Genomic DNA, 21,805 nt, shown 5'->3' with positions numbered 1-21,805 from the left:
ATACACCTTTTTAATAGCATAACGTTATGTCCGGCTCATCCGACCCTATATATAGCAATGAAAAAAGAAGCAAACTGACCAACCTGTTCGCACTTTTCAAAAGCCCGAAGGAACCCGCCGCGGCGGAAGACGGTAAGGCGGTCAGTTCGTCGTCGGAAAAAGCAAATACCCAAATGCAGCAAAGCGACCTGATCAGCAGGGACCTTAGCTGGATGAAATTCAACGACAGGGTGCTCGACCAGGCGACAAACGAGGACCGTAATCTGTTTGACCGCCTCAAATTTCTCGCCATTACGTCGTCCAATCTCGATGAATTTTTCACCATTCGGGTGGGGAGTCTTTATAATTACCTCGATTTCGGCAAGGAGCGCCTCGATTATTCGGGCCTGCGCGAAATACCCTTCCGCAAAGTGTTGATGAAAGAGGTGCACGATTTCGTGCGCCGCCAGAATGAATGCTACAAAAACCAGCTGATGCCGCTGTTCGCGAAGCACGGCTTTCGCATCGCCGGACTGGAAGAAACAACGCCGGGGGAGAAAGCCGCCATGGAAGAGTATTTCGACAGAACGGTATACCCGATGTTGACGCCGATGCTGTTCGACTACACGCATGCATTCCCCGTGCTCCTGGCGAAAGTGTTGATCCTCGGCGTGATTACCCAGGTAAAGGGAACCACTTCGGAAGAGGACAGAAAACTTTCTTTCGTGCAGGTACCTCAAAATCTGCCGCGCTTTTATGTGGTGGAGCGGGAGGACGAATTACTCTTTGTGCCCATAGAGCTGATCGTCAAGGCGCACGTCAACAAACTTTACCGGAATGTCGACATCGTTTCGACAAATCTGTTCAGGATCATTCGCAACGGCGATTTCACCCTGGAAGAAAGCGACGATATCGAGGCGGATTTCATCGACGAGATCAAACAGAAGATCAAAAGTCGCCGCCTGGGAAGGGTCGTGCAGGTATCGATGGAACCCGACGTTAATCCAGATTTGCTTAACCTGATTAAAAAACGCTGGGAGATCGACGATCATAACGTGTTCCTGACCGACGCGCTGATCGATTACACGGCACTGTGGAGCATTATCAAGCATCCCGAATTCAAAGATCAGATTCCGCCTACCCGGCCGCCGGTGCCGCCGCTGGGGCTCGACCGCGAGCGCATTCCCGACATTTTCGAGGTGATGCGGGAGCGCGATATTTTGCTGCACCATCCTTATAACAACTTCGAGCCTGTGCTTCAATTGCTGGAACAGGCGGCCGAAGATCCGAAGGTGCTGTCCATTAAACTGACCATTTACCGCCTCGCTAAAAATTCGCGGGTAACAGAGGCATTGCTGCGCGCTGCGGAGAATGGCAAGCACGTGGCGGTGTTGTTCGAAGTGAAAGCGCGTTTTGATGAGGAAAATAATATCCGTGAAGCACAAAGACTGCAAAAAGCGGGCTGCTTTGTGATTTACGGCATTGGCTTGCTCAAAACACACACCAAGCTGCTGCTGATCGTACGCAACGAAGGCAACAGGGTATTGCGGTATGCGCATTTGTCGAGCGGTAATTACAACGAGGACACGTCGAAGTTGTATACGGATACCGGCCTCCTCACTTCGAATGAAGAATATACCCACGACATTTCCGAGTTTTTCAATGTCATCACCGGCCATTCCATTCCATCGGAATACCAGAACCTCATTACGGCTCCCCGCTACATGCGCGCGAAGCTGATCGAATTGATCCAGCAGGAGGCGGAGAATGCGAAAGCTGGCCTGAAAAGTGGTATTTGTATTAAAATAAACTCACTGGAAGACCGCGACACGATTTATGAGCTTTATAAGGCCTCCGAGGCGGGTGTGCCCATTAAATTGATCGTTCGTGGCATGTGCTGCCTGCGGCCGCAACGCAAGGGATTAAGCGAAAATATTACAGTCCGTTCGCTCGTCGGCGACTTTTTGGAGCATTCCCGGATATTTTATTTCCATCAAAACGGCAACCCGCTTGTTTATGGCGGTAGTGCGGATGCCATGGTGCGGAGTTTCGACAAGCGCATCGAATCCCTGTTCAAGCTGGTCGACCCGCGCGTACGCCAGGAGGCTATTCACATCCTTTATTATAGTTTGAAAGACAATGTAAATGCCTACGAATTACAGGAGGATGGAAACTATGTCAAATGCGAGATCGAAGAAGGCAGCGAGCCATTGAACGTGCATCAGGCATTCTACGACGTAACCCTCGACCAGGTAATGGCCACGCAGCTTTTTGAGGAAGAGGACAGGCGCATTGAAATGGCGCAGCAAGCTCCCGAGCCGGCCAGCGCGGGCCCGGAAGTAGAGCAGTTCGACGCCAATAAATGATCACTCTTTGAAAAATACCCGCTTGACACGGTCGCCAATGCCCGTCAGGATTTCGTAGGGGATGGTGTTGATGGATTTCGCGAGTTCCGTAATGGGAACTTCTTTACCGAAAACAATCACTTCATCCCCTTCTTCAACCCCGGCGTTGGTGACGTCGATCATCGTCATATCCATGCACACATTGCCGATCGTGGGGCATAGCGTGCCATTCACCCATACTTTACCCACGCCATTGCCCAGGCCGCGGTCGTAGCCGTCGGCATAACCGATCGCGAGGGTGGCAATGGCCGAATCGTGTGCTACGATGCCTTTCCGGCTGTATCCCACCGTTTCGCCGGAAGCCAGGTATTTGATCTGCGAAACAATGGTTTTCAACGTCCCTACCGATTGCAATGCGCGCTGGTCCTGCCCCGTCGCTTCCACACCGTAAAGGCCGATACCGAGGCGGACCATGTCCAGCCGGTACTCGGGAAAGCGTACAATGCCTGCCGAATTGAGAATATGTTTAATGGTTTTGTAGCCCAGCGTCCGTTCGATCAGTTCCGCACCTTCCATGAACTGCGCATACTGCTTTCTTGAAAAGTCATTGTGCACACCTTCATCCGCGCCCACCAGATGCGAGAATATGCTCGCGACTTTCAATGCCGGGTTTTTGCCGAGTTGCTCCACCAGCCATTCGTAATCATCCTTTACGAAACCCAGACGGTGCATGCCCGTATCGAGCTTCAAATGTACCGACGGCGTATTGGCCGGCTCGCCTTTTCTGGAAATGTATTCGACCCAGTCGGTCAGGATGCGCCGGCTGTAAATTTCGGGTTCGAGCTGGTATTGCCAGAGAAGGTCGAATGTCGGGGAAGTGGCATTCATAACCATAATGGGCAATGTAATGCCGCTCTGGCGAAGCATTACGCCCTCATCGGTATAGGCGACGCCGAGGTAATCCACGCGATGATATTGCAGCAATGCGGCCACCTCCGAACTGCCGCTTCCATAGGCGAATGCCTTTACCATGGCCATGATTTTGGTACCTTGTCCGGCGCGGGCACGGTAGTAGTTCAGGTTGTGTACCAGGGCATCCAGGTTGATTTCCAGCACCGTTCCGTGTGCTTTTTGCTGAATGCGGTGCACGATTTTCTCAAACGAGAAGGGACGCGCGCCCTTCACGAGCACAAGCGTGTCGGCCAGCGTGTGGAATGCGAATGTTTTGAGAAAAGTGTCGGTATCTTCATAAAATTCCTGCTCCGGAATGTCGAACTGCGAGGCCTGACTGCTGATCTGGCTGCCGATTCCGATTAGCCGGTGAATGCCTTTTTCTCCCAGCAGCCTGGATACCATTTTATAAAGCTCGGCGGGTGTCTGGCCGGTATGGAGCACGTCGGAAAGTATGACGGTTTTACGGTTCCGCTGCTCCTGCTGAGAGAGGAAATTCAGCGCCATCGACAAGCCCTGTAAGTCGTTATTATAGGCGTCGTCGATAATATAGGAGTGGTTAATGCCCTCTTTGAGTTCCAGGCGCATAGAAACCGGTTTAAGCAATAGCACGCGTTCCTGGATTACTGCCGGTTCCAGCCCGAAATCGAGCAGAAAAACAATACAATGCGTCAGGTTTTCGAGCGATGCATCATCGCGGAAGCCGGTTTCGAACGTGTGGTTGCCGAGCTTGCCGGTGAGGGAGATAACGGTCTTGTCTTTCCCGGGCGTAAAGCTCACTTGCACATTGGAACCCGAATAATTGCTTCCCCAGGTAAGCGTTTCCAGGAATGCATTTACCGGTTTCAGGATCAGGCTTACCTCCTCGTCAATCTCGTGGTAATCTTTACGGTAAATAAGCTTTTTAACCTTCGTAAAAAGCCGCAACTTTTCGGTGATCTTCTGCTTCCGGCTCCGGAAACCGTCGTCGTGGGCCGGACCAATGTTGGTGAAAATCCCAATTGTAGGCTGCATAACGGGTTGCAGGTATTCCATTTCATGTGCCTTGGAAATACCCGCCTCGAAAATCGCGAGCGAGTGCTCTTTGCTCAGGTTCCATACCGAAAGCGGAACGCCGATCTGAGAGTTGTAGCTTTTGGGACTGGCCACAATACTACGGCCGGGCGACAGCAGCTGCGCGAGCCATTCTTTAACGATCGTTTTCCCGTTACTTCCCGCAATGCCCACCACCGGAATGTCGAATTGCTTTCTTTTGGAAGCCACCAGTTGCTGCAAAGCACGGACGCTCGAAGCTACCACCCAGATCCGCGCATCATCCCAGGCGGCAGCGGTTTCCCGCAATTCGCCGGTAAACGAAGCCTCTTCTACCACAAATTCCCGCACGCCCGCCGCGTAAAGCTCCGGCAGAAAACGGTGGCCGTCGTGGCGCTCGCCTTTGATGGCAAAAAAAATACTTTGTCCTGGGAAAGAAACCTGCCGACTGTCGGTCAGGATGTACTGGGCCCGCGTGGTTACCAGAGGGGATGTATTGACGGTAAGACTCATTCCAATGCTCGTTAATCAGAGCACAAAGGTATCAATCCTACATCCATTTTTTAGATTTGAAATAAAATATCAACCCTGCCGTTACGGCGACCATCACCCCCCCATGTATAGTAGTACCCGTAAGGGTCTTTGAGTTCGGGCATAAACTCGAAGTTCATCCCGTAAACGCCAACGATAAACGTCAGCGGCATGAAAACGGCCGAGAAAATCGTCAGAGTCTTCATTACCTGGTTCATGCGGTTGCTGATCGTCGACAAATGCACATCCACGAGGCTGGCTACCAGTTCGCGGTACGAATCGATGGTGTCCAGCACCTGCATAATGTGGTCGTAGAGGTCTCGGTAATAGGGGATTACGTCCCGGCTGATTTGCATATTGTCTTCGCGGATCAGCTGATTGACCATATCGCGGAGCGGCCAGATCTGCCGCCGGGCCAGTGTCAGCTCGCGCTTCAAGGCGTACATATCTTTGAGTGAAAGCTCCTGCACACCCCGGATCACCTGGTCTTCGGTGGCGTCGAGCGCATCGCCGAGTTTTTCAAGCACGATGAAGTAGTTGTCGACCACGACGTCCATCAATGCAAAAAGCAGGTAATCCGGCCCATTACGGCGGGTTTTGCCTACCGACGCTTCCAGGCGGTTTTCGACGGTCGTGAAAATATCGGACGTAAGTTCTTCCTGGAAAGAAAGGACATAGTTTTTACCCAACACGAAACTTACATGCTCCGCCGAAATGCTGATCGGCGATTCGGAGTCGACGTGAAGCATTTTGAGTGTGAGGAACAAATGGCCGCTATCATACAATTCCAGTTTCGGCTTGTGTTCGGTATTGACCACGTCTTCCATCAGCAACGGATGCAAATGATAGAGCCTCCCCAATTTTTCGATCAGGGAAGTTTCGTGGATGCCGTCCACATTGAGCCATGTAATAAAGTTCTCCCCGTTTTCCGCGGCCCTGCATTCGTCCAGCGATTTCACGGTATCCTCCTTATACAGGTGCTCGTTGTACCGGATGCGGCGGATCCTGGTTTTCAGTTCGATATCGGGGCCGATATAGGTGAGCGTGCCCGGCGAGGTGAGCAGGCCGCGCTTAACGTACTTTTTCGATTTCCTCGCCCCGCCGTTCCTGGTCGGCTTTGAACTGCCGTCTGTCCTGTTCAAATCGGATATTATTTGAGGTGAAACACCAGCAAAGGTACGTGTGTATCGATAACGAGTTTCCGCGTAATGCTCGGATTGATCAGATATTCTTCGATAAACGAGCGCTCACGGGTGGACATGATTAACAGATCGGCCTTCACCTCGTCGCAATACTCCTCGATGCCGTCCAGCACGTGCTTGTTTTCGCGGATCACGATTTGCCCCTCGCGGATCGTAAAATGGGCTTTGATGTCGTCGACATACTGGTTGTCGGGCTGGATGTCCGGCTGGGTGTCCGACTTGATCTTCAACAACGTGAGCTGGGCGCCGAGGTGGTTTATCAATACAAAAACCTCCCGAAGGATATTGTTTTCTTCGTACTCGAACTGCGTCGCATAAACGACCCGCTTGAATTCCGTAAGTTCGGTTTGCGGCGGCACCACGAGCACCGGGCAGGGCGAATTCAATGCGATGTGCGTGGCCGAGCTGCCGATCAGCTTATCGAGAAACCCGCCAGTCCCGGTGCGCCCGATCACGATCATATCCGGCACGTGGTCGTTGATGGCTTCCTCGATAGCCGACTGCACGCTGCCTAATGTCCAGATCGCCTTGGCATTGTAACCTTCCGCCACGAGCCTGGCAGCGTATTCGTCGAGCCGTTTATGGTGTTCCTCTTCCAGCTCCGTAGCCATCGACAGGAAATCGGCCCCGCCGATACCGGGCATTATGTTCCCTGGCGTAACATTCACGTCTGCGATGTAAGGTTGGTAAGCGTGCAGGATCAGCAGCTCCGTTACATCTTTTTCGGCCATGAGTTTGGCGGCGGCCAATGCACGCTCGGCGTTCTCGGAAAAGTCGATGGCAATCAGGATACTTCTCATGTCTGGCAGGTTTTGTTTTGGGTATGGGTAGTCCGAACATATCGATTTTACTAACCCGAATCAAGGACTTTGGTCAACTTTTGGTCATAACGACCGTTTCCGGCAAGATTTAATGATCCGGTACCTTGAAGGTGTCAATTTTTATGCCAAATTGGGGACGAATTCATGTTTTTCGAGCCGTATGCCGCCCGTGGCTCTCTTTACTTTTTGTATTTGTCCAATACATATCCGGTTTTCGGGTAAACGATTGTTTATTTTATAATTTCTCTTCTGTTTAGTATAAAAATTTACTTCCGATGTTTGTAACATCGGTTAAGTTCTGTGTTTTTGGAAAATTCCATTTGTTGTGTTGACAATCATTAATTTGATTTTTTATAAGTTTACCGTTACAAACTGATTTAGAATACCAAATCCCCCTGTATGAAGAGCAAGATTACCATTGTCAATATCGTGCTGGTTACCATTGCCGCGATAGCCTCCGTTTTAAGTGCATATGATATCCTGCCGCTATCTGATAATGTGCTGATCGGCCTTCGCTGGCTGGCGCTGGCGGGTCTGGTTGTTTACGCGATCCTGAAAAAGAACCTTACCACTTCAATCCTCATATCGATGCTCGTCGGCACGGAAATCGGTTACGATTTTCCGAAAATGGGCACCGAACTGCACTTCCTGCGACAGATATTCCTGCAAATGATCAAGACGGTGATCGCGCCGCTGCTTTTCGCGACGCTCGTGACAGGCATAGCAGGGCATTCCGACCTGAAACAGGTAGGCCGTATGGGGTGGAAATCGCTGCTGTATTTCGAAGTAGTGACCACATTCGCATTGATCATCGGACTGCTGTTCGCCAACTGGTTCAAACCCGGTGTCGGTATCGTACCGCCCGAAAGCCTGAATGCGACGCTGCCGAAGGTGAACCAACAGACTTGGCAGGAGATCGTGCTGCATTCGTTTCCGGAGAACATCGCAAAATCCATTTACCACGGAGAAGTACTGCAAATCGTTGTTTTCAGCGTGCTTTTCGGCATCAGCCTTGCGTTGCTGCCGTCGGGCAAGAAGGAGAAATTCGTGCACGGCGTGGAGCTGCTGGCCGAGGTGATGTTCAAATTCACGAAAATCATCATGTATTTCGCGCCGATCGGTGTGGGGGCGGCCATTGCCGAAACAGTGGGGCATATGGGTATCGACGTTTTGAAAAACCTGGCACTGCTGCTGGCTACGCTCTATTGTGCCCTGATCGTCTTCATCCTGGTGGTATTTGTACCGGTAGCGATAATTGCCAAAATTCCGGTTATCAAATTTGCCAAAACCATTTTCGAACCGGTTTCGATTGCGTTCGCTACCACGAGTTCGGAATCCGCGTTGCCCAAGGCGATGGAAAAAATGGAGAAATTCGGCGTGCCGCGTCAGATCGTATCTTTCGTCATGCCAACGGGTTACAGCTTCAACCTGGACGGTTCCACGTTGTACCTTGCACTGGCTACCGTTTTTGTAGCACAGGCGACGGGTACCGAAATGTCGGTAGGACAGCAATTTACGATGGTGTTATTATTGATGCTCACCAGCAAGGGCGTGGCCGGTATCCCGCGGGCTACTTTGGTGATATTATTGGGCGCGATCGCTAACTTTGGCATGCCCGAATGGCCTGTGTTGCTGATCATGGGGATCGACGAGCTGATGGATATGGCCCGTACTTCGGTGAATGTGACCGGTAACTGCCTGGCGACCGCCGTAATTGCACGCTGGGAAGGCGAGCTCGATGATCAGAAAATGCACGATTCGGACAAGGTGGTGGAAGAAACCGCAACCAGCGAAGTTTAGTATCATGTTATTTTCAGAGTAATTTTTATGTTGACCGTTTACGGAATCCCGAATTGCGATACCATTAAAAAAGCCCGTACCTGGCTCGATAAGAACAAGGTGCCTTACCAGTTTTACGATTACAGAAAAGACGGTATCAGCCCGGAAAAAATCAGCACCTGGTTCAGCGAATTCCCGTGGGACAAAGTGCTGAACAAGGCTTCGACAACCTGGAAAGAACTCAGCGAAGAGGAAAAAGCGAAAGTAACCGACGCAAAGTCCGCCGCAAAACTGTTGTCAGCGAATCCGACGGCCATCAAACGCCCTGTAATCGAAGATGAAAACGGCAAGGCGCTGACGCTCGGCTATTCCGAGAAAATCTACGGGGAAACATTCCTCAAATAACTTTGGTACAAACGATGACGACTTTCGAATGATCGGCCAGGGTGGTGGCGAAGAGATAACGATCGCCACCGTCTTTCGTTTTCCACTTTTTACGCAATTCTTCGGGTTTTGCGGGAAAATTACGGGTGGTAATGTTCGCTTTATCGCCTGGAATATGCTTTGAAATCTCCCGGATATCCGGCTTGCAGACAGCCACGATCCTGAAACTGCGGCCCGGAAAATCGTTTACATATTCTTCCGAAGTATATAGCTGGCTATGCATGGCGAGTTTCTGCATATCGAACCGCGTGCAAAGTGTTTTGAATGCACCTGCTTTCAGCACCGCGGCGTGAGGTTCATATAAATAGCCCAGCGGTTTGGAATAACCCACCAATGCATTCCGCTCTTCTTCACGGTCGAAATCGAGCTCGTGAATGGGTTGCCCTGCCGCGTCGATAATGCGGACTTTGATTTTAAAACCGGCGTCCGGCATTTCGCGGTCCAAAACAAAGAGCAGCTCCTTGCATTCCTGCTCGTAACCTATTGCGTGTACTTCTTTCAGTTTTGGTAGTTCTTTGGAGGCCAGGTCGATGTCGAGCAGGGGAGAAGTTTTGATTAAAATACGGGGGGCAGCACTTAACAGTAACCCTGCATTGCCCGCCACGTCGGGCACGCATTCGGCGAGGCGCACTACTTTTTCCTTGTTGGCATCGCGACGGGCCGGGTCGGCGTAGAGCCAGTCGGCTGTCAGGCCGTTTCGCAATGCATTCAGCGATTCCCCCACATGTACGTGTATACCCGACGCGCCCAGTTGCGCGAAGTTGTAGGCGGCGCTGGACACTACCTCGGGCTGCTGTTCGAAATAATGGGTTTCCGTAAAGCGGCGGCTCATATAGTAGCAGTCGATACCCATGCCCCCGGTAATGTCTATCAGCGTGCCGCCGGAAGCAATTCGCGCCTTGTAAAGCGCAGTGGCTTCCGAAGAACATTGCTCTACCGACAGAGCGGGCGGAAAAATGAGTTTTTCGTTGGCCGACCATTCAGGCAGTTTTTTCAGCGCCTTCTGCCGCGACTGGATCTGTCCTGCCAGTTTCTTTATATCCAATCCTTTGAATTTGCCCGCTTTCAGGATCAGATCGCCGGCATTCGCGTGTATGTTGTCACGAATGAATGCGACCTCGGCGTCCGTAAAGCCTTGCTGCATTCCATTCCGGTCGGCCGTATCGTTCACTGTACTCATCTGCTAACGTGATTCAAATACCGAAAGTAGTTCTTTTTACCGTCGGCCGCACATCGTTGCCCGCATTCCGGCTATCACTCCACGCTTATAAAAGGTCAATTTGAAATATTATCAGAATCATAACAAATACTGATTTTTCGCTATTGATTGATACTCAGTAAAATGGGTTGTCTGTGCCTCCAACACAGTTTCCGGCTAAGTAGGACTAACCAAATGAAAATTATAACTTGTCGCGCAAATCCTAAATTTCCCTGTTTAAAACCTTTATTTATCATGAGAATAAAGACCTTTGAAGAGTATAAGGTTGCCTACCAGCAAAGTGTAGACGATCCCGAAGGTTTCTGGGCGGAAGTGGCCCAACAATTTCAATGGCGTAAACCGTGGAAGAAAGTGCTGAGCTGGGACTTTCAGGAAGCGCGTACGAAATGGTTCGAAGGCGGTGTGATGAATATCACGGAAAATGCGCTGGACCGTCACCTGGCAGAGCGAGGCGATCAGCCCGCGATTATCTGGGAACCCAATAATCCCGAAGACCAGGCGGTGACGCTTACCTATCATGTTTTGTTTGAACAAGTCTGCCGTTTTGCCAATGTGCTTAAAAAACACGGCGTGCAAAAGGGCGACCGCATTTGCATATACCTGCCGATGGTGCCCGAGCTGGCCGTTGCCGTGCTCGCCTGCGCGCGCATAGGCGCTGTACATTCGGTGGTTTTCGGTGGTTTTTCCGCCAAATCCATCGCCGACCGTATCAATGACGCCGAATGTTCGATGGTAATCACTTCCGACGGCGCTTTCCGCGGCTCCAAGGTGATTCCGATGAAGGATACCGTGGACGAAGCATTGGTACAATGCTCCACGGTGAAAAAAGTGATCGTGCTTACCCGTACCCGCACACCGGTACATATGCTCAAAGGCCGCGACCTGTGGTGGGAAGACGAAATGAAGCAGGTAAATTCCGTATGCCCCGCAGAACCGATGGATGCCGAGGATATGCTTTTCATTCTCTATACATCCGGATCGACCGGCAAGCCCAAGGGCGTGGTGCATACCTGCGGAGGCTATATGATCTACGCCACCTACACCTTCGCGAATGTATTCCAGTATGAACCCGGCGAGGTGCATTTCTGTACCGCCGACATCGGCTGGATCACCGGTCACAGCTACATCGTGTACGGCCCGCTTTGCTATGGTGCTACGTCGGTCGTGTTTGAAGGTGTTCCGACGTATCCGGACGCGAGCCGTTTCTGGAAAATTGTTGAAAGGCATAAAGTGAATATCCTGTACACCGCGCCTACCGCCATTCGCTCGCTGATGGGTTTTGGTCTGGATTACGTGAAAGGACATGATTTCTCATCGCTGAAAAAGCTCGGTTCGGTTGGCGAGCCGATCAACGAAGAAGCCTGGCATTGGTATAAAACGAATATCGGCGGCGACCGCTGCCCGTTGGTAGACACCTGGTGGCAGACCGAAAACGGCGGCATTATGATTTCCCCGCTGGCAGGCATAACACCCGAGAAGCCGACATTCGCCACATTGCCGTTGCCGGGTATTCAGCCGGTGCTGGTGGATGAAAGCGGTAAGGAAATCGAAGGGAACGGCGTAAGCGGCAACCTTTGCATCAAATTCCCGTGGCCAGGTATTATCCGCACGACCTACGGCGACCACGAACGCTGCCGCCAGACCTATTTCTCGACTTACCCTGGCATGTACTTTACCGGAGATGGCTGTTTACGCGATGAGGATGGTTATTACCGCATCACGGGCCGCGTCGACGACGTTCTGAACGTTTCGGGTCACCGAATTGGGACCGCGGAAGTAGAGAATGCGATCAATATGCACCTTGGTGTGGTGGAATCGGCAGTAGTAGGTTATCCTCACGATATTAAAGGTCAGGGTATTTACGCCTATGTGATCACCGAGCACACGCCCGAAGATCCTGAGATGTTCCGTAAAGATATTTCCGCTACGGTTTCGCGCATTATCGGGCCGATTGCGAAGCCGGACAAAGTTCAGTTCGTATCAGGTCTGCCAAAGACGCGTTCGGGCAAAATTATGCGCCGTATTCTGAGGAAGATTTCCGAAGGGGATGTGAGCAATCTGGGCGATACCTCGACGTTGCTCGATCCTGCCGTGGTTGAGGAGATTAAGGCCGGTGCCTTGTAAGATTTGAAATTTATTGTGTACAGGAGGCCCGTCAGGGCCTCCTGTGGTTTCGAAACATGCATTGCACATTTCAAAACCACACTATTTGATTTTAACCGAACTCACTTTATCGGCAGCGCAGCCACATCCTTTGGCGCATCCCCCGCTATTACGCCGGTCAAATGCTTTCCAGATCCGCCAGCCAATGTAACCTGCCGCGGATAGAAATAGAAACCAAACGATGACTTGCTGCTCCATAGCCTTTTAACGGCATTTTATGACCAATTGTTCCGTTGCGCGAGCCTGAATGCGTGCTGGTAATGGTGCTCGCTATGCCACGCGTAGTTGGCTATTACTTCATCCAGCCGGAACGACTTTTGAGGGGCGGGATGGAAATAGGTACGTGCCAGATCATTTTCGTCCAGCGAATTCAGCAACAGCACCCACCTTAAATGCACATAGCGCAGTAATTGCAGCGACAATTCAACTTGTGCGGTTTTAGCGTCCGGCAATTCGGCCCACAAATGCTCCTCGTAAGGTTTGATAACCGGATTATCCTCCGTCAACGCCAGCCGGCAACGGGTGTAGGCGTTGATATGGCTGTCGGCCACGTGGTGAATCAGTTGACGGACCGTCCAGCCGCCGGGGCGGTAAGGCGTATCGAATTTGTGATCGTCCCAATTGCCGAGCAGGTTAATGAACTTCGAAGGCAATGCGCTGATAATTTGAATATTTGATTTGATCTCGGCAGGCGTGTAGCTTTCCTGAGACTGAAATTGGCCGATCGGGTATTGGAGTTCGTTCAGGTTCATGGTGGGGTACTAATTATGAATGAGTGAATGATTGAATGACTGAATGATTATGGGTCATTTATGGTCAGGTGTAGTCATATATAGTGTGGTCTCAATTTGAATACTAATCATGACTATAAATGACTACAAATGACCATTCTTGATCTCCTGACTTTTAGTCGTTCAGAAGTTCTCACTGATAACTTGCACGAGTTCGGAATGCGCGCCGGGGGCTGCTGCGATAATGTCGCCTCCGAAAAGGTAATTATCGCCGCCGTTGAAGTCGGTTACGATGCCGCCTGCTTCTTTAATAAGTAACGTACCCGCTGCCATATCCCAGGAATTCAGGTTGTATTCATAGAAACCGTCGAAACGACCGGCTGCTACATAGGCCAGATCCACTGCCGCGGCCCCCATCCGGCGGATGCCGTGCGTGCGTTGCATCAGTAATTCGAGGATGTACATATAACGTTTTTGTTTTTCGAAACGGTAGTAGGGAAATCCCGTCGCGATGAGGGCGTCGGCCAGTCTGGGGACGGTTGATATCCTGATATTTTTCCCGTTGCACCAGGCGCCGCCGCCTTGCCAGCCGTAGAACATTTCGTTCAGGCTCGGTTCGTGGATGACGCCCGCCAGCAGCTCTTTCCCGCGTGCAAGACCAACGCTCACGCAGTACACGGGAATGCCGTGGATGAAATTGGTGGTGCCGTCGAGCGGGTCGATGATCCAGTTCAGTGCGGCCGGATCGGGCTCCTGGCCGGTTGTACCTTCTTCGGTAATGAAGCTGGCTTCGGGCAGCAGTGCCTGCAAACCGGCTACCAGCAGTTTTTCGGCTTCCTTGTCCACATAGGAAACCAGGTTATTGAGGTCTTTGTACTCGATTTTGTCACGAGAAAAAAGGGCCGCCTCCTGCTGGATAAACGAGGACGCCTGCCTTACTATTTCAATGGTTTTTTGTGTCAGCAACTCCAGATCCATACGCAATCTCCTTTTGAGGAATTTTTGAAAGTGAATTGTTAATATAGTAAACCCTGACAATCAGCATCGCCAGAATGGGAATTACCACATAATTATGTTTTGTTACATTGCCGGTCGCGCAAAGTAAGAGAAACGCATAAAAAATCAACAAATATTGAAACCAACCGGGTTTCCGGTTTTTTGAAAGGAAAAAAATCAACGGCATCCACAAGGGAAATGCCCATAGAATATCATAATTGTAGCCGGTCACGCCGTGATTGGTCCCGAACCAGAGCAGCAGCAAGATCCAGCCGGCGAGCCCTGCAATACCAAAAAGTATTTTGTCAAACACAAAATTGATCCGTTCCGCACGGATTTGCCAATAGGTAAATGCCAGTGTAAGGATTGCCAATGTCCAGAAAACGACGGTTGGCGTAAGCGGGCCCGGCGGAGGGAACGGCGCGGCTTTGAACAGCTCCCGGGTTTCCGAAACCAATGGCGCGGTGCCGGTAGCGGTCTTTACTTTCGCGTCGGCAAATGCTGCCGCAAGGTTATCGGGCAGGAAAGTGGCCTGTTCAGGCGTGGCGATCTCGTCGGACGGCGCACCGATGGCGAGGTCCATTCCAAAATCGGCCCAGGGATTTTGCTTGAATGCATACCGGTCGATCCATTGCCGGAAGCTTAGTTTTTCTTTGGTATAGCCATTGTAAATGAGGCTGTCGCCGACTGCTGCCTTTAATGCGACCGTCATGCGGGTGGCGCAGTTGTCGTAAAAGAACTTGTACTGATATTCCCGGTTTTCGGGCAGGTAGTTGTTTTCGAGAAAGTTGTAAAGCCGCTGTTTTTGGGGTATTGAAAGATTCAGGACCTGCTCGGAGATTGAACGGTTTTCTTCCTGATAATGCGCTATCTGATAGGAGAGCGGCGAAACCGACAGACTGTACGGTAATGTGCCACGTAAAAATTTAATATAAAAGTTTCCTTCCTGGAAACTGAATGTTCCATAATTGAATGCCCGGTCGACGCCTGTCGCGGGGTCATAGACCCACAGCACACTATGTCCGAAGCCTGAATACAGCTCTCTTCCGGGGGCGACGGTAACCAGGCTGATTTTTGCGGCAGGGCTCAATATGCCGAATTGCGCCCGGGAAACGACCGGCGCTGCCAGCCAGAAGAAGCACATTAATGCTATTAATCGTTGCAGGTGCCACGAAAACCGGCTTTGCATCGAATGGGAGGGGAAATACATATCTCGCTCTAAATGGTTAATCCTCATCGTCGCCGGATTTTTTCCTATCATCGCCTTTGCCGGCCACTACAATCACGATTTCGCCTTTTACAGGCTTTTCGCCGAAATGGGCAATGACCTCCGCGACCGTGCCGCGGACATTTTCTTCGAACATTTTGCTTATTTCTCTGGAAACGCAAACCTGCCTGTCGGCCCCGAAATGCTCGGCAAACTGCTGCAATGCTTTCACCAGGCGGTGCGGCGACTCATAAAAAACCATCGTACGCTCCTCGCCGGCCAGGTTCTGGAGCCGGGTTTGCCGGCCTTTTTTATGGGGCAGAAAGCCCTCGAATGTAAAACGGTCGCCCGGCAGACCGGAATTGACCAACGCGGGCACGAATGCCGTGGGCCCGGGCAGGCATTCCACGGGGACGCCCTCGCGGATACAGGCACGCACGAGCAGGAAACCGGGATCGGAAACGGCGGGCGTGCCCGCGTCCGACACGAGCGCCATCGTTTCGCCCTTGCGGATACGCTCCACCACGCGGGCGACGGTCTGGTGCTCGTTATGAATGTGATAGCTGTGCAAGGGCTTCGAAATCCCGAGGTGTTTGAGCAGGTTCCCCGATGTGCGGGTATCTTCCGCCAAAACCACATCGACGCTTTTCAACACGTTGATAGCCCTTAATGTAATGTCTTCGAGGTTGCCGATCGGCGTGGGTACTATATAAAGTTTCATGCGTTGTAAATCCGGTCGATCGCCGCGGCCAGCTGATGGTCTTTTTCGGTTACGACATCGCCGGCATCATGGGTATTCAATTCAAAACTGACCTTGTCGTACATATTTGTCCAGAAAGGATGGTGATCCATTTCGTTCACAACATCGGCCACTTTGGTCATAAAAGCAAAAGCTTCGCGGAAATCCCTGAACGAAAAGCTCTTTTTAAGTTTGTTGTCTTCTTCCTGCCACATGGTGTTGCTATTTTGTTGTGATGATTCTGCCAAAATACTCATGCCATAGGACCGGCCGTTGCCATCTCCGGCAGGATTTCCCGAAACGAATATAGTGTTAATCTGGCCGATTCCATACCGATCGAGTATATTTGAACTTTGGCCGGTGCTAAAAGCTTTAGAGATTGTACCTGCCGGCCAGAGGCCTTCGAATAGTATGCACGAAGCAGGAGCTTCGCGCCATTGCATAATTAATAACAACGGCTTTCCATCGGGAAAGCAAACATTATGAAAGTAGAACTAGTCCGCGTGAATGACGCCTTCCATTTCGAAGGCACCGGTTCCTCCGAAGTAAAAGTACATACCGACGGCTCGCCTGAAATTGGCGGCCAGAACCTCGGCGTGAGGCCGATGGAATTGTTGTTGATGGGGCTCGCGAGTTGCAGCGCGATCGATGTGGTGCTGATCCTCAAAAAGCAGCGCCAGGAAATTACCGATTTCCGCATTGTGGCCGATGGCGACCGCGAACAGGAGCCGGATACCCAGCGCAAGCCTTTCCGCAAGATCCATCTCACATTCAAATTCGCAGGTACGAACCTCGACGAGAGCAAAATCAACCGTGCGATCGGCCTTTCGATGGAGAAATATTGCTCGGCAACCGCTCAGCTGGAAGCGCTGGCAACCATTACTTACGACGTTGAAATCGCCTCAGTTTAACTAAAACAGCATGCAACAATACCATGACCTGCTGCGCCATATCCTGAAAGAGGGCGTCAGGAAAACCGACCGCACCGGCACGGGCACGATCAGCGTGTTCGGCTACCAGATGCGCTTCGACCTGAAAAAGGGCTTCCCTTTGGTAACAACCAAGAAAGTGCATACCAAATCGATCATTTACGAATTGTTGTGGTTTTTGAAGGGCGATACCAACATTGGCTACCTGAAAGAGCACGGCGTGTCGATCTGGGACGAATGGGCCGATGAGAACGGCGACCTGGGACCGGTTTACGGCAAGCAATGGCGGAGTTGGGAGGGGGCAAACGGCAAGTCCGTGGACCAGTTGCAGGAAGTTTTGAAACAGCTCAAAAATACCCCCGACTCGCGGCGCATTATCATTTCTGCTTGGAACCCGGCGGAGCTTCCGCAGATGAAGCTGCATCCGTGCCACGCATTATTCCAGTTTTACGTGGCGCCGCCCGATATCGAGGCTGGTGAAACGAAAGGCAAGCTTTCGTGCCAGCTTTACCAACGCAGCGCGGACGTGTTCCTGGGCGTGCCATTCAACATCGCCAGCTATGCATTGCTCACGATGATGATCGCCCGTGAGTGCGACCTCGACCTGGGAGATTTCGTGTGGACAGGTGGCGATACGCACATTTATCTCAACCATTTGGAACAGGTGGAAACGCAGCTCAGCCGCGAGCCGCGCGATTTGCCGCAAATGATCCTGAATCCCGAGGTAAAAAACGTGCTGGATTTCCGCTACGAGGATTTCGAGCTCGTGAATTATAACCCGTGGCCGGGGATCAAGGCTCCGGTAGCGGTGTAACGGCCTCGCGGAATGAGCATTCAATACCTGTTAGAAATCATCGGGACATTCGCGTTCGCGATTTCCGGCGCATTGGCTGTGAAAGACCAGAAACACCAGGATTGGTTTGGTGCGAGCTTCACAGCCTTTATTTCTTCCATTGGCGGCGGTACGCTTCGCGACGTGCTGCTGGGCAGTTACCCGCTCGTGTGGATCAGCGATATCACCATCATTCACGCCATTATCCTGGGTATTATCGTCACATTTATTTTTTACAAATTCCTGCTGAGGCTGCGTAAGACGCTTTTCCTGTTCGATACTTTCGGGATTGCGTTGTTCACTTTGGTAGGGACTGAAAAAGCGTTGAATTTTGGCGTACGGCCGGAAATTGCCGTGATAATGGGCGTTTTTACGGCTACTATGGGCGGCGTGATCCGCGATGTGATGACCAACGAGATTCCGATTATCTACCGGAAGGAAGTATATGCGACGGCTTGCTTCACGGGAGCGTGCGTGTACCTCATCCTCGACAGCATCGGCATCGAACGCAATATCACATTTATTTTGTCGGCCATTGTGATCATCGTGCTTCGTATTCTGGCAGTGCGTAATGGATGGAGCGTTCCGCGCTTTTTCAGGTGATATAAGGGGTTGTGGCAGATGTAGCTAAAATGCCAGCCTGAGCGAACCTGCTGCCCCGTATGCTCAGGCTGACAACCTTTTACTTCTTCTTTTTAACGGTTGAAACGGCCCCTTTCACAGGTGTGGCTTTGGCCTGCATTTCGGCGATGGCTTTTTCCACCTGTGGTTTGTAGAAATTATAGGCTCCGTCAGGATTTGCTGCGCCCACCGTCAATGCTTTTTGCGCTACGGGGATGGCTTCGGCGGTTTTGCCCAGTTTATTCAGGATTTGGGCCTTTGTCCACAATGCACCGAATGATTCTTTCAAACCGATGGCTTTGTCGGCCAGCGAAAGCGCTACCTGCAAGTCTTTGCCCTTCGAAAGCAGGTAACCGGCTGTGCTTTGCAATGTGGCAACGTCCTCCGGCTTTTCGGCCACGGCTTTGTTCAATGCGGTTAAGGTAAGCGACTCAGTGCTTACAGCGAGAGGGACAGGCACGTTTACGGACGACCATGAAAGGTTCAGGAAAGCCGTGCTATCCGTAACCGGCTCGATTTCGATTTTGAATGCTTCGTTATACTGATTGGAAGTAGGCACGACGGTCGTACGCGCTACGTCTTCCGATTCTTTGTAATTGTCGGTGCCGCCCTGGTTATAGTTTTTGTTCAAAATAACCGTCCAGGCAGTGCCGTTGGGGATCGAAAACAATGCGTATTTTCCCGCAGGCACCTTTTTTACCGCCGAATGTAAACTCGGTGCTCGATTCGAATGTGGTGGCCATGTTCGCGCCGGTACGCCATATTTGGTCGTAAGGGGCCAGCGCTGAGCCGTCGGCGAACACTTTGCGGCCTTTAATGAACGGACGGGAATATTTGACGGTGAAATCGGTTACACCAACGGTTTGCATTACACTGGCTGCCGGGCTCGGCTGTGGCACTCGTTGGGCCACGGAGTCGGGCGTTATTACACTGGTGGCCAGCAGGGCCGCGAGGGACATCGATAGCAGATACTTTTTCATTGCTTGAATAAGGTGGTTTATTGCTTTCAGTTATTAAACTTGTGGTGAAATTAGAATGAAAAAACCACATAGTCTAAAATGAAAAGGGACAGTTTGCTTGCATTGCTCGCGTCGTACGAACCGGAGCCGGGGTTAGAGGCTGAGATGCATCATGATACAGTCGATTTTATCAAACGAAATCCCGACTGTTTCGAGCGCAGCCTGCTGGCCGGTCACATTACGGCGTCAGGCTGGGTGCTGTCGCCGGATAAGGATGCGGTGTTGCTCATGCATCACCGGAAACTTGATCGCTGGTTTCAGCCCGGCGGCCATTGCGACGGAGATCCCGACGTGAAGGAAGTTGCCATAAAGGAGGTAATGGAAGAGACGGGTATCACCGACCTGCAAGCGCTGAAAGAGGGTATTTTCGACGTAGATGTACATTTAATCCCCGCCCGCAAAGACGTGCCCGAGCATTATCACTACGATATCCGCTTCGCATTCCAGGCCGCCGAAGGGCAGGATATTGTTTTAAATAACGAATCCAAAGATGTGCAATGGGTACCCGTATCCAAAGTGCAGGATTACCACGATTCGGAGTCCATCATGCGGATGGTGCGGAAAACTAGCGTTTTATGAATTTCAGCGTCCTTTCCTGGTTATTTACTTTGAGGCGTACCAGGTAAAGACCGGAGGCCAGCGAACCGGTAGCGATGGTATGTTTCGCATTGAGACGCGCAGTCGCAGAATGCATTTCGGCGCCGCCTGCCGCATAGAGTTTGATGTCCGCCAGTTTACCTGCCAGCGTTTGCGGAATTGAAAGCGTCACCTCGTTTTGTGCCGGATTAGGGGCGAGGATAACCGAACCAAGCAATTCTCCTTCGGTACCGAGAGGGGCAAATTCGTTCCGGGCGATTTCCTGCGCTTTGACGGCGTTTGGAACACCATAGCCCAGCAAATTGTCGGGCGAAGCAGCCAAATGTCCCGATTTTTTCAAAGCATAAATAACCTGCTGGGCAGTAAGTTGCGGAAATGCCTGCCAGAACGCCGCCGCCAGCCCTGCGATTTGAGGCGCCGAATAGGAAGTCCCGTAACCACTCGTAGCGCCTCCGCCGAGATCGCCGACGATCGTTCCTGCGCCCACCGCTGCGACGTCCGGTTTTTGCACGCCTGCGGAGTTGGGCCCCACGGAGCTCAGCGACGCATAGCTGCGGTTATAATCGGAAGCGCCGACGGTCAGTACGGAATCCACGTCGGCCGGGGCGCCGATGTAGTGCCAACTGTTGTTCCCGTCGTTACCGGCAGAATTGACAACCAATATCCCTTTCCGCGTAGCATAACGCGCGGCGCGGCTGACGATCGTGGTTTTACCATCCAGGTCCTTATAGGTATGATTATAGGCCGGCGTATCAAATTCGTCGTCAAAAGTCGTGTAGCCGAGCGACGAGTTGATCACATCCGCTCCAAGGCTGTCCGCACGCTCGGCTGCCATGAGCCAGGTGATTTCTTCGTAAGGCGATTCGCCGGCATTGTTTTCTGTTACATAGAGCGCGAACGACGCATTGAAAGCGGTTCCTACGAGCGTACCCGGCAAGTAAGCCGCGATGGTCGACAACACGCTCAGGCCGTGAGAACCGTCGTTGTAAACATTGCCATCGCGGGCAACGAAGTCGTGCGTGTCGATAATGCGTTTGTCGTCGCGGAGCTGTTTAAAATAGGAAACCTGGTCGGCCCGCGAAAACCCATTGTCCAGAACGGCTATGAGCATATTTTCGCCTTGATAACCCTTTTTGTGCAGATCGGGTACTTCCATCAGCGCGAGTTGCGCATTCATTTGGCCGTAATCGATATCCTCGGTAGTGCCGAATTTCCGATGTGTGGCACCGGTACGGGCAATGCCGGGGGATTTGGAAGTAATATTGGCAACGGGGAGGTTCAGTTCAATGCCTTTGTAAAACGGCATGGTTTTGATCTGTGCAAGCTGCGCGTCGGAAGCTTCAATTAATGCTCCATTGAACCAGCGGGTGGGATAAATGACTTTCGCGCCGGTTTGACGAATGGCAGAAAGGTAGTCGTCGTTGACCGGGAAGTCGTTTGCCGTAACAGGAATATTCTGCTTTTTGCGGCGGTCGACAGCCCTTTGGGACAGAAATTCGGTGGGCTTATCGACCGAATAGGTGCTATTGGTTTTGTCCTTAAACAGGACCAGATACCTTGGGTTGCTCTGGGCGAAAGCAGTTACCTGGGCAAGTGCGGATAAAAATGCAGTGAGCAGTAAAGTTTTTTTCATGGACGCGTTTTTTTGAAAGCAACGTTCATCGCTTC

General features: G+C 51.6%; 21 protein-coding genes. 8 read left to right on the top strand and 13 right to left on the bottom strand.

The window, feature by feature from the left end; translation table 11 throughout:
• The first annotated feature begins 26 nt into the window (after positions 1-26).
• Complete coding sequence (gene ppk1 / locus ABV298_RS07360; RefSeq protein WP_353721503.1) at positions 27-2,345, top strand: polyphosphate kinase 1; 2,319 nt, start codon at positions 27-29, stop codon at positions 2,343-2,345.
• On the opposite strand, the gene ABV298_RS07355 is transcribed toward ppk1, so the two are convergent.
• Genes ABV298_RS07355 through ABV298_RS07345 form a run of 3 tightly spaced genes read right to left on the bottom strand, consistent with a single transcriptional unit; the run spans position 2,346 to position 6,840 of the window.
• Entirely contained in the window at positions 2,346-4,820 is a 2,475-nt protein-coding gene (locus ABV298_RS07355) for a bifunctional UDP-N-acetylmuramoyl-tripeptide:D-alanyl-D-alanine ligase/alanine racemase (RefSeq protein WP_353721502.1), read from the bottom strand. It abuts the gene before it with no gap.
• Between the two features lie 50 nt (positions 4,821-4,870).
• On the bottom strand, positions 4,871-5,980 hold the full coding sequence (gene corA / locus ABV298_RS07350; protein WP_353721501.1) for a magnesium/cobalt transporter CorA: 1,110 nt from the start codon (positions 5,978-5,980) through the stop codon (positions 4,871-4,873).
• Positions 5,981-5,988: 8 nt separating this feature from the next.
• Positions 5,989-6,840 carry a universal stress protein gene (locus ABV298_RS07345; RefSeq protein WP_353721500.1) on the bottom strand — a complete coding sequence of 284 codons (852 nt, stop codon included), beginning with the start codon at positions 6,838-6,840 and terminating at the stop codon, positions 5,989-5,991.
• A 420-nt stretch (positions 6,841-7,260) separates the two neighbouring features.
• Here ABV298_RS07345 and ABV298_RS07340 point away from each other — a divergent pair, with 420 nt between their 5' ends.
• Entirely contained in the window at positions 7,261-8,661 is a 1,401-nt protein-coding gene (locus ABV298_RS07340) for a cation:dicarboxylase symporter family transporter (protein WP_353721499.1), read from the top strand.
• Positions 8,662-8,688: 27 nt separating this feature from the next.
• Positions 8,689-9,045, top strand: a complete 357-nt coding sequence (locus ABV298_RS07335; protein WP_353721498.1) for an ArsC family reductase — start codon at positions 8,689-8,691, stop codon at positions 9,043-9,045.
• Here the strand turns inward: ABV298_RS07335 and ABV298_RS07330 are convergent.
• The gene (locus ABV298_RS07330) at positions 9,038-10,264 is read right to left on the bottom strand and encodes a class I SAM-dependent methyltransferase (protein WP_353721497.1); all 1,227 of its coding nucleotides are present in this window, start codon (positions 10,262-10,264) and stop codon (positions 9,038-9,040) included. The two genes, ABV298_RS07335 and ABV298_RS07330, sit on opposite strands and share 8 nt — an antisense overlap.
• 273 nt (positions 10,265-10,537) lie before the next feature.
• Between ABV298_RS07330 and acs the strand changes: the two genes are divergently transcribed.
• Complete coding sequence (gene acs / locus ABV298_RS07325) at positions 10,538-12,427, top strand: acetate--CoA ligase (protein ID WP_353721496.1); 1,890 nt, start codon at positions 10,538-10,540, stop codon at positions 12,425-12,427.
• Between the two features lie 81 nt (positions 12,428-12,508).
• On the opposite strand, the gene ABV298_RS07320 is transcribed toward acs, so the two are convergent.
• The 6 genes from ABV298_RS07320 to ABV298_RS07295 form a co-directional block, all read right to left on the bottom strand.
• Positions 12,509-12,664 carry a FeoB-associated Cys-rich membrane protein gene (locus ABV298_RS07320; protein WP_353721495.1) on the bottom strand — a complete coding sequence of 52 codons (156 nt, stop codon included), beginning with the start codon at positions 12,662-12,664 and terminating at the stop codon, positions 12,509-12,511.
• A gap of 17 nt (positions 12,665-12,681) precedes the next feature.
• A complete protein-coding gene (locus ABV298_RS07315; RefSeq protein WP_353721494.1) occupies positions 12,682-13,218 on the bottom strand; it encodes a YfiT family bacillithiol transferase in 537 nt (178 codons plus the stop codon).
• Between the two features lie 162 nt (positions 13,219-13,380).
• On the bottom strand, positions 13,381-14,175 hold the full coding sequence (locus ABV298_RS07310) for an inositol monophosphatase family protein (protein WP_353721493.1): 795 nt from the start codon (positions 14,173-14,175) through the stop codon (positions 13,381-13,383).
• A complete protein-coding gene (locus ABV298_RS07305; protein WP_353721492.1) occupies positions 14,141-15,403 on the bottom strand; it encodes a DUF4105 domain-containing protein in 1,263 nt (420 codons plus the stop codon). The genes ABV298_RS07310 and ABV298_RS07305 overlap by 35 nt, the downstream gene beginning before the upstream one ends.
• A gap of 16 nt (positions 15,404-15,419) precedes the next feature.
• Positions 15,420-16,121: a 16S rRNA (cytidine(1402)-2'-O)-methyltransferase gene (gene rsmI / locus ABV298_RS07300; RefSeq protein ID WP_353721491.1), complete on the bottom strand. Its 702-nt coding sequence runs from the start codon at positions 16,119-16,121 to the stop codon at positions 15,420-15,422.
• Complete coding sequence (locus tag ABV298_RS07295) at positions 16,118-16,354, bottom strand: 4a-hydroxytetrahydrobiopterin dehydratase (protein ID WP_353721490.1); 237 nt, start codon at positions 16,352-16,354, stop codon at positions 16,118-16,120. Before ABV298_RS07295 ends, rsmI begins: the two co-directional genes overlap by 4 nt.
• Before the next feature lie 267 nt (positions 16,355-16,621).
• On the opposite strand from ABV298_RS07295, the gene ABV298_RS07290 reads away from it, so the two are divergent.
• From ABV298_RS07290 to ABV298_RS07280, 3 genes are read left to right on the top strand one after another with little or no spacing between them, the layout of a single operon-like run.
• Positions 16,622-17,050 (top strand): OsmC family protein, encoded by a 429-nt coding sequence (locus ABV298_RS07290; protein WP_353721489.1) that lies wholly within the window; start codon positions 16,622-16,624, stop codon positions 17,048-17,050.
• Between the two features lie 10 nt (positions 17,051-17,060).
• Positions 17,061-17,882: a thymidylate synthase gene (locus ABV298_RS07285; protein ID WP_353721488.1), complete on the top strand. Its 822-nt coding sequence runs from the start codon at positions 17,061-17,063 to the stop codon at positions 17,880-17,882.
• A 12-nt stretch (positions 17,883-17,894) separates the two neighbouring features.
• On the top strand, positions 17,895-18,503 hold the full coding sequence (locus ABV298_RS07280) for a trimeric intracellular cation channel family protein (RefSeq protein WP_353721487.1): 609 nt from the start codon (positions 17,895-17,897) through the stop codon (positions 18,501-18,503).
• Between the two features lie 79 nt (positions 18,504-18,582).
• On the opposite strand, the gene ABV298_RS07275 is transcribed toward ABV298_RS07280, so the two are convergent.
• Both ABV298_RS07275 and ABV298_RS07270 read right to left on the bottom strand, forming a co-directional pair.
• Positions 18,583-19,212, bottom strand: coding sequence for a DUF2911 domain-containing protein (locus tag ABV298_RS07275; protein WP_353721486.1), 630 nt, complete (start codon positions 19,210-19,212; stop codon positions 18,583-18,585).
• Positions 19,136-19,501, bottom strand: coding sequence for a DUF2911 domain-containing protein (locus tag ABV298_RS07270; protein ID WP_353721485.1), 366 nt, complete (start codon positions 19,499-19,501; stop codon positions 19,136-19,138). Before ABV298_RS07270 ends, ABV298_RS07275 begins: the two co-directional genes overlap by 77 nt.
• 78 nt (positions 19,502-19,579) lie before the next feature.
• On the opposite strand from ABV298_RS07270, the gene ABV298_RS07265 reads away from it, so the two are divergent.
• Complete coding sequence (locus ABV298_RS07265; protein ID WP_353721484.1) at positions 19,580-20,119, top strand: NUDIX hydrolase; 540 nt, start codon at positions 19,580-19,582, stop codon at positions 20,117-20,119.
• Here the strand turns inward: ABV298_RS07265 and ABV298_RS07260 are convergent.
• The gene (locus ABV298_RS07260) at positions 20,106-21,770 is read right to left on the bottom strand and encodes a S8 family peptidase (protein WP_353721483.1); all 1,665 of its coding nucleotides are present in this window, start codon (positions 21,768-21,770) and stop codon (positions 20,106-20,108) included. The genes ABV298_RS07265 and ABV298_RS07260 overlap by 14 nt on opposite strands.
• Between the last annotated feature and the right edge of the window lie 35 nt (positions 21,771-21,805).

The sequence above is a fragment of the Dyadobacter sp. 676 genome, from assembly GCF_040448675.1.
Taxonomy (GTDB): domain Bacteria; phylum Bacteroidota; class Bacteroidia; order Cytophagales; family Spirosomataceae; genus Dyadobacter.
This window is presented reverse-complemented; position numbering and strand designations above follow the sequence as displayed.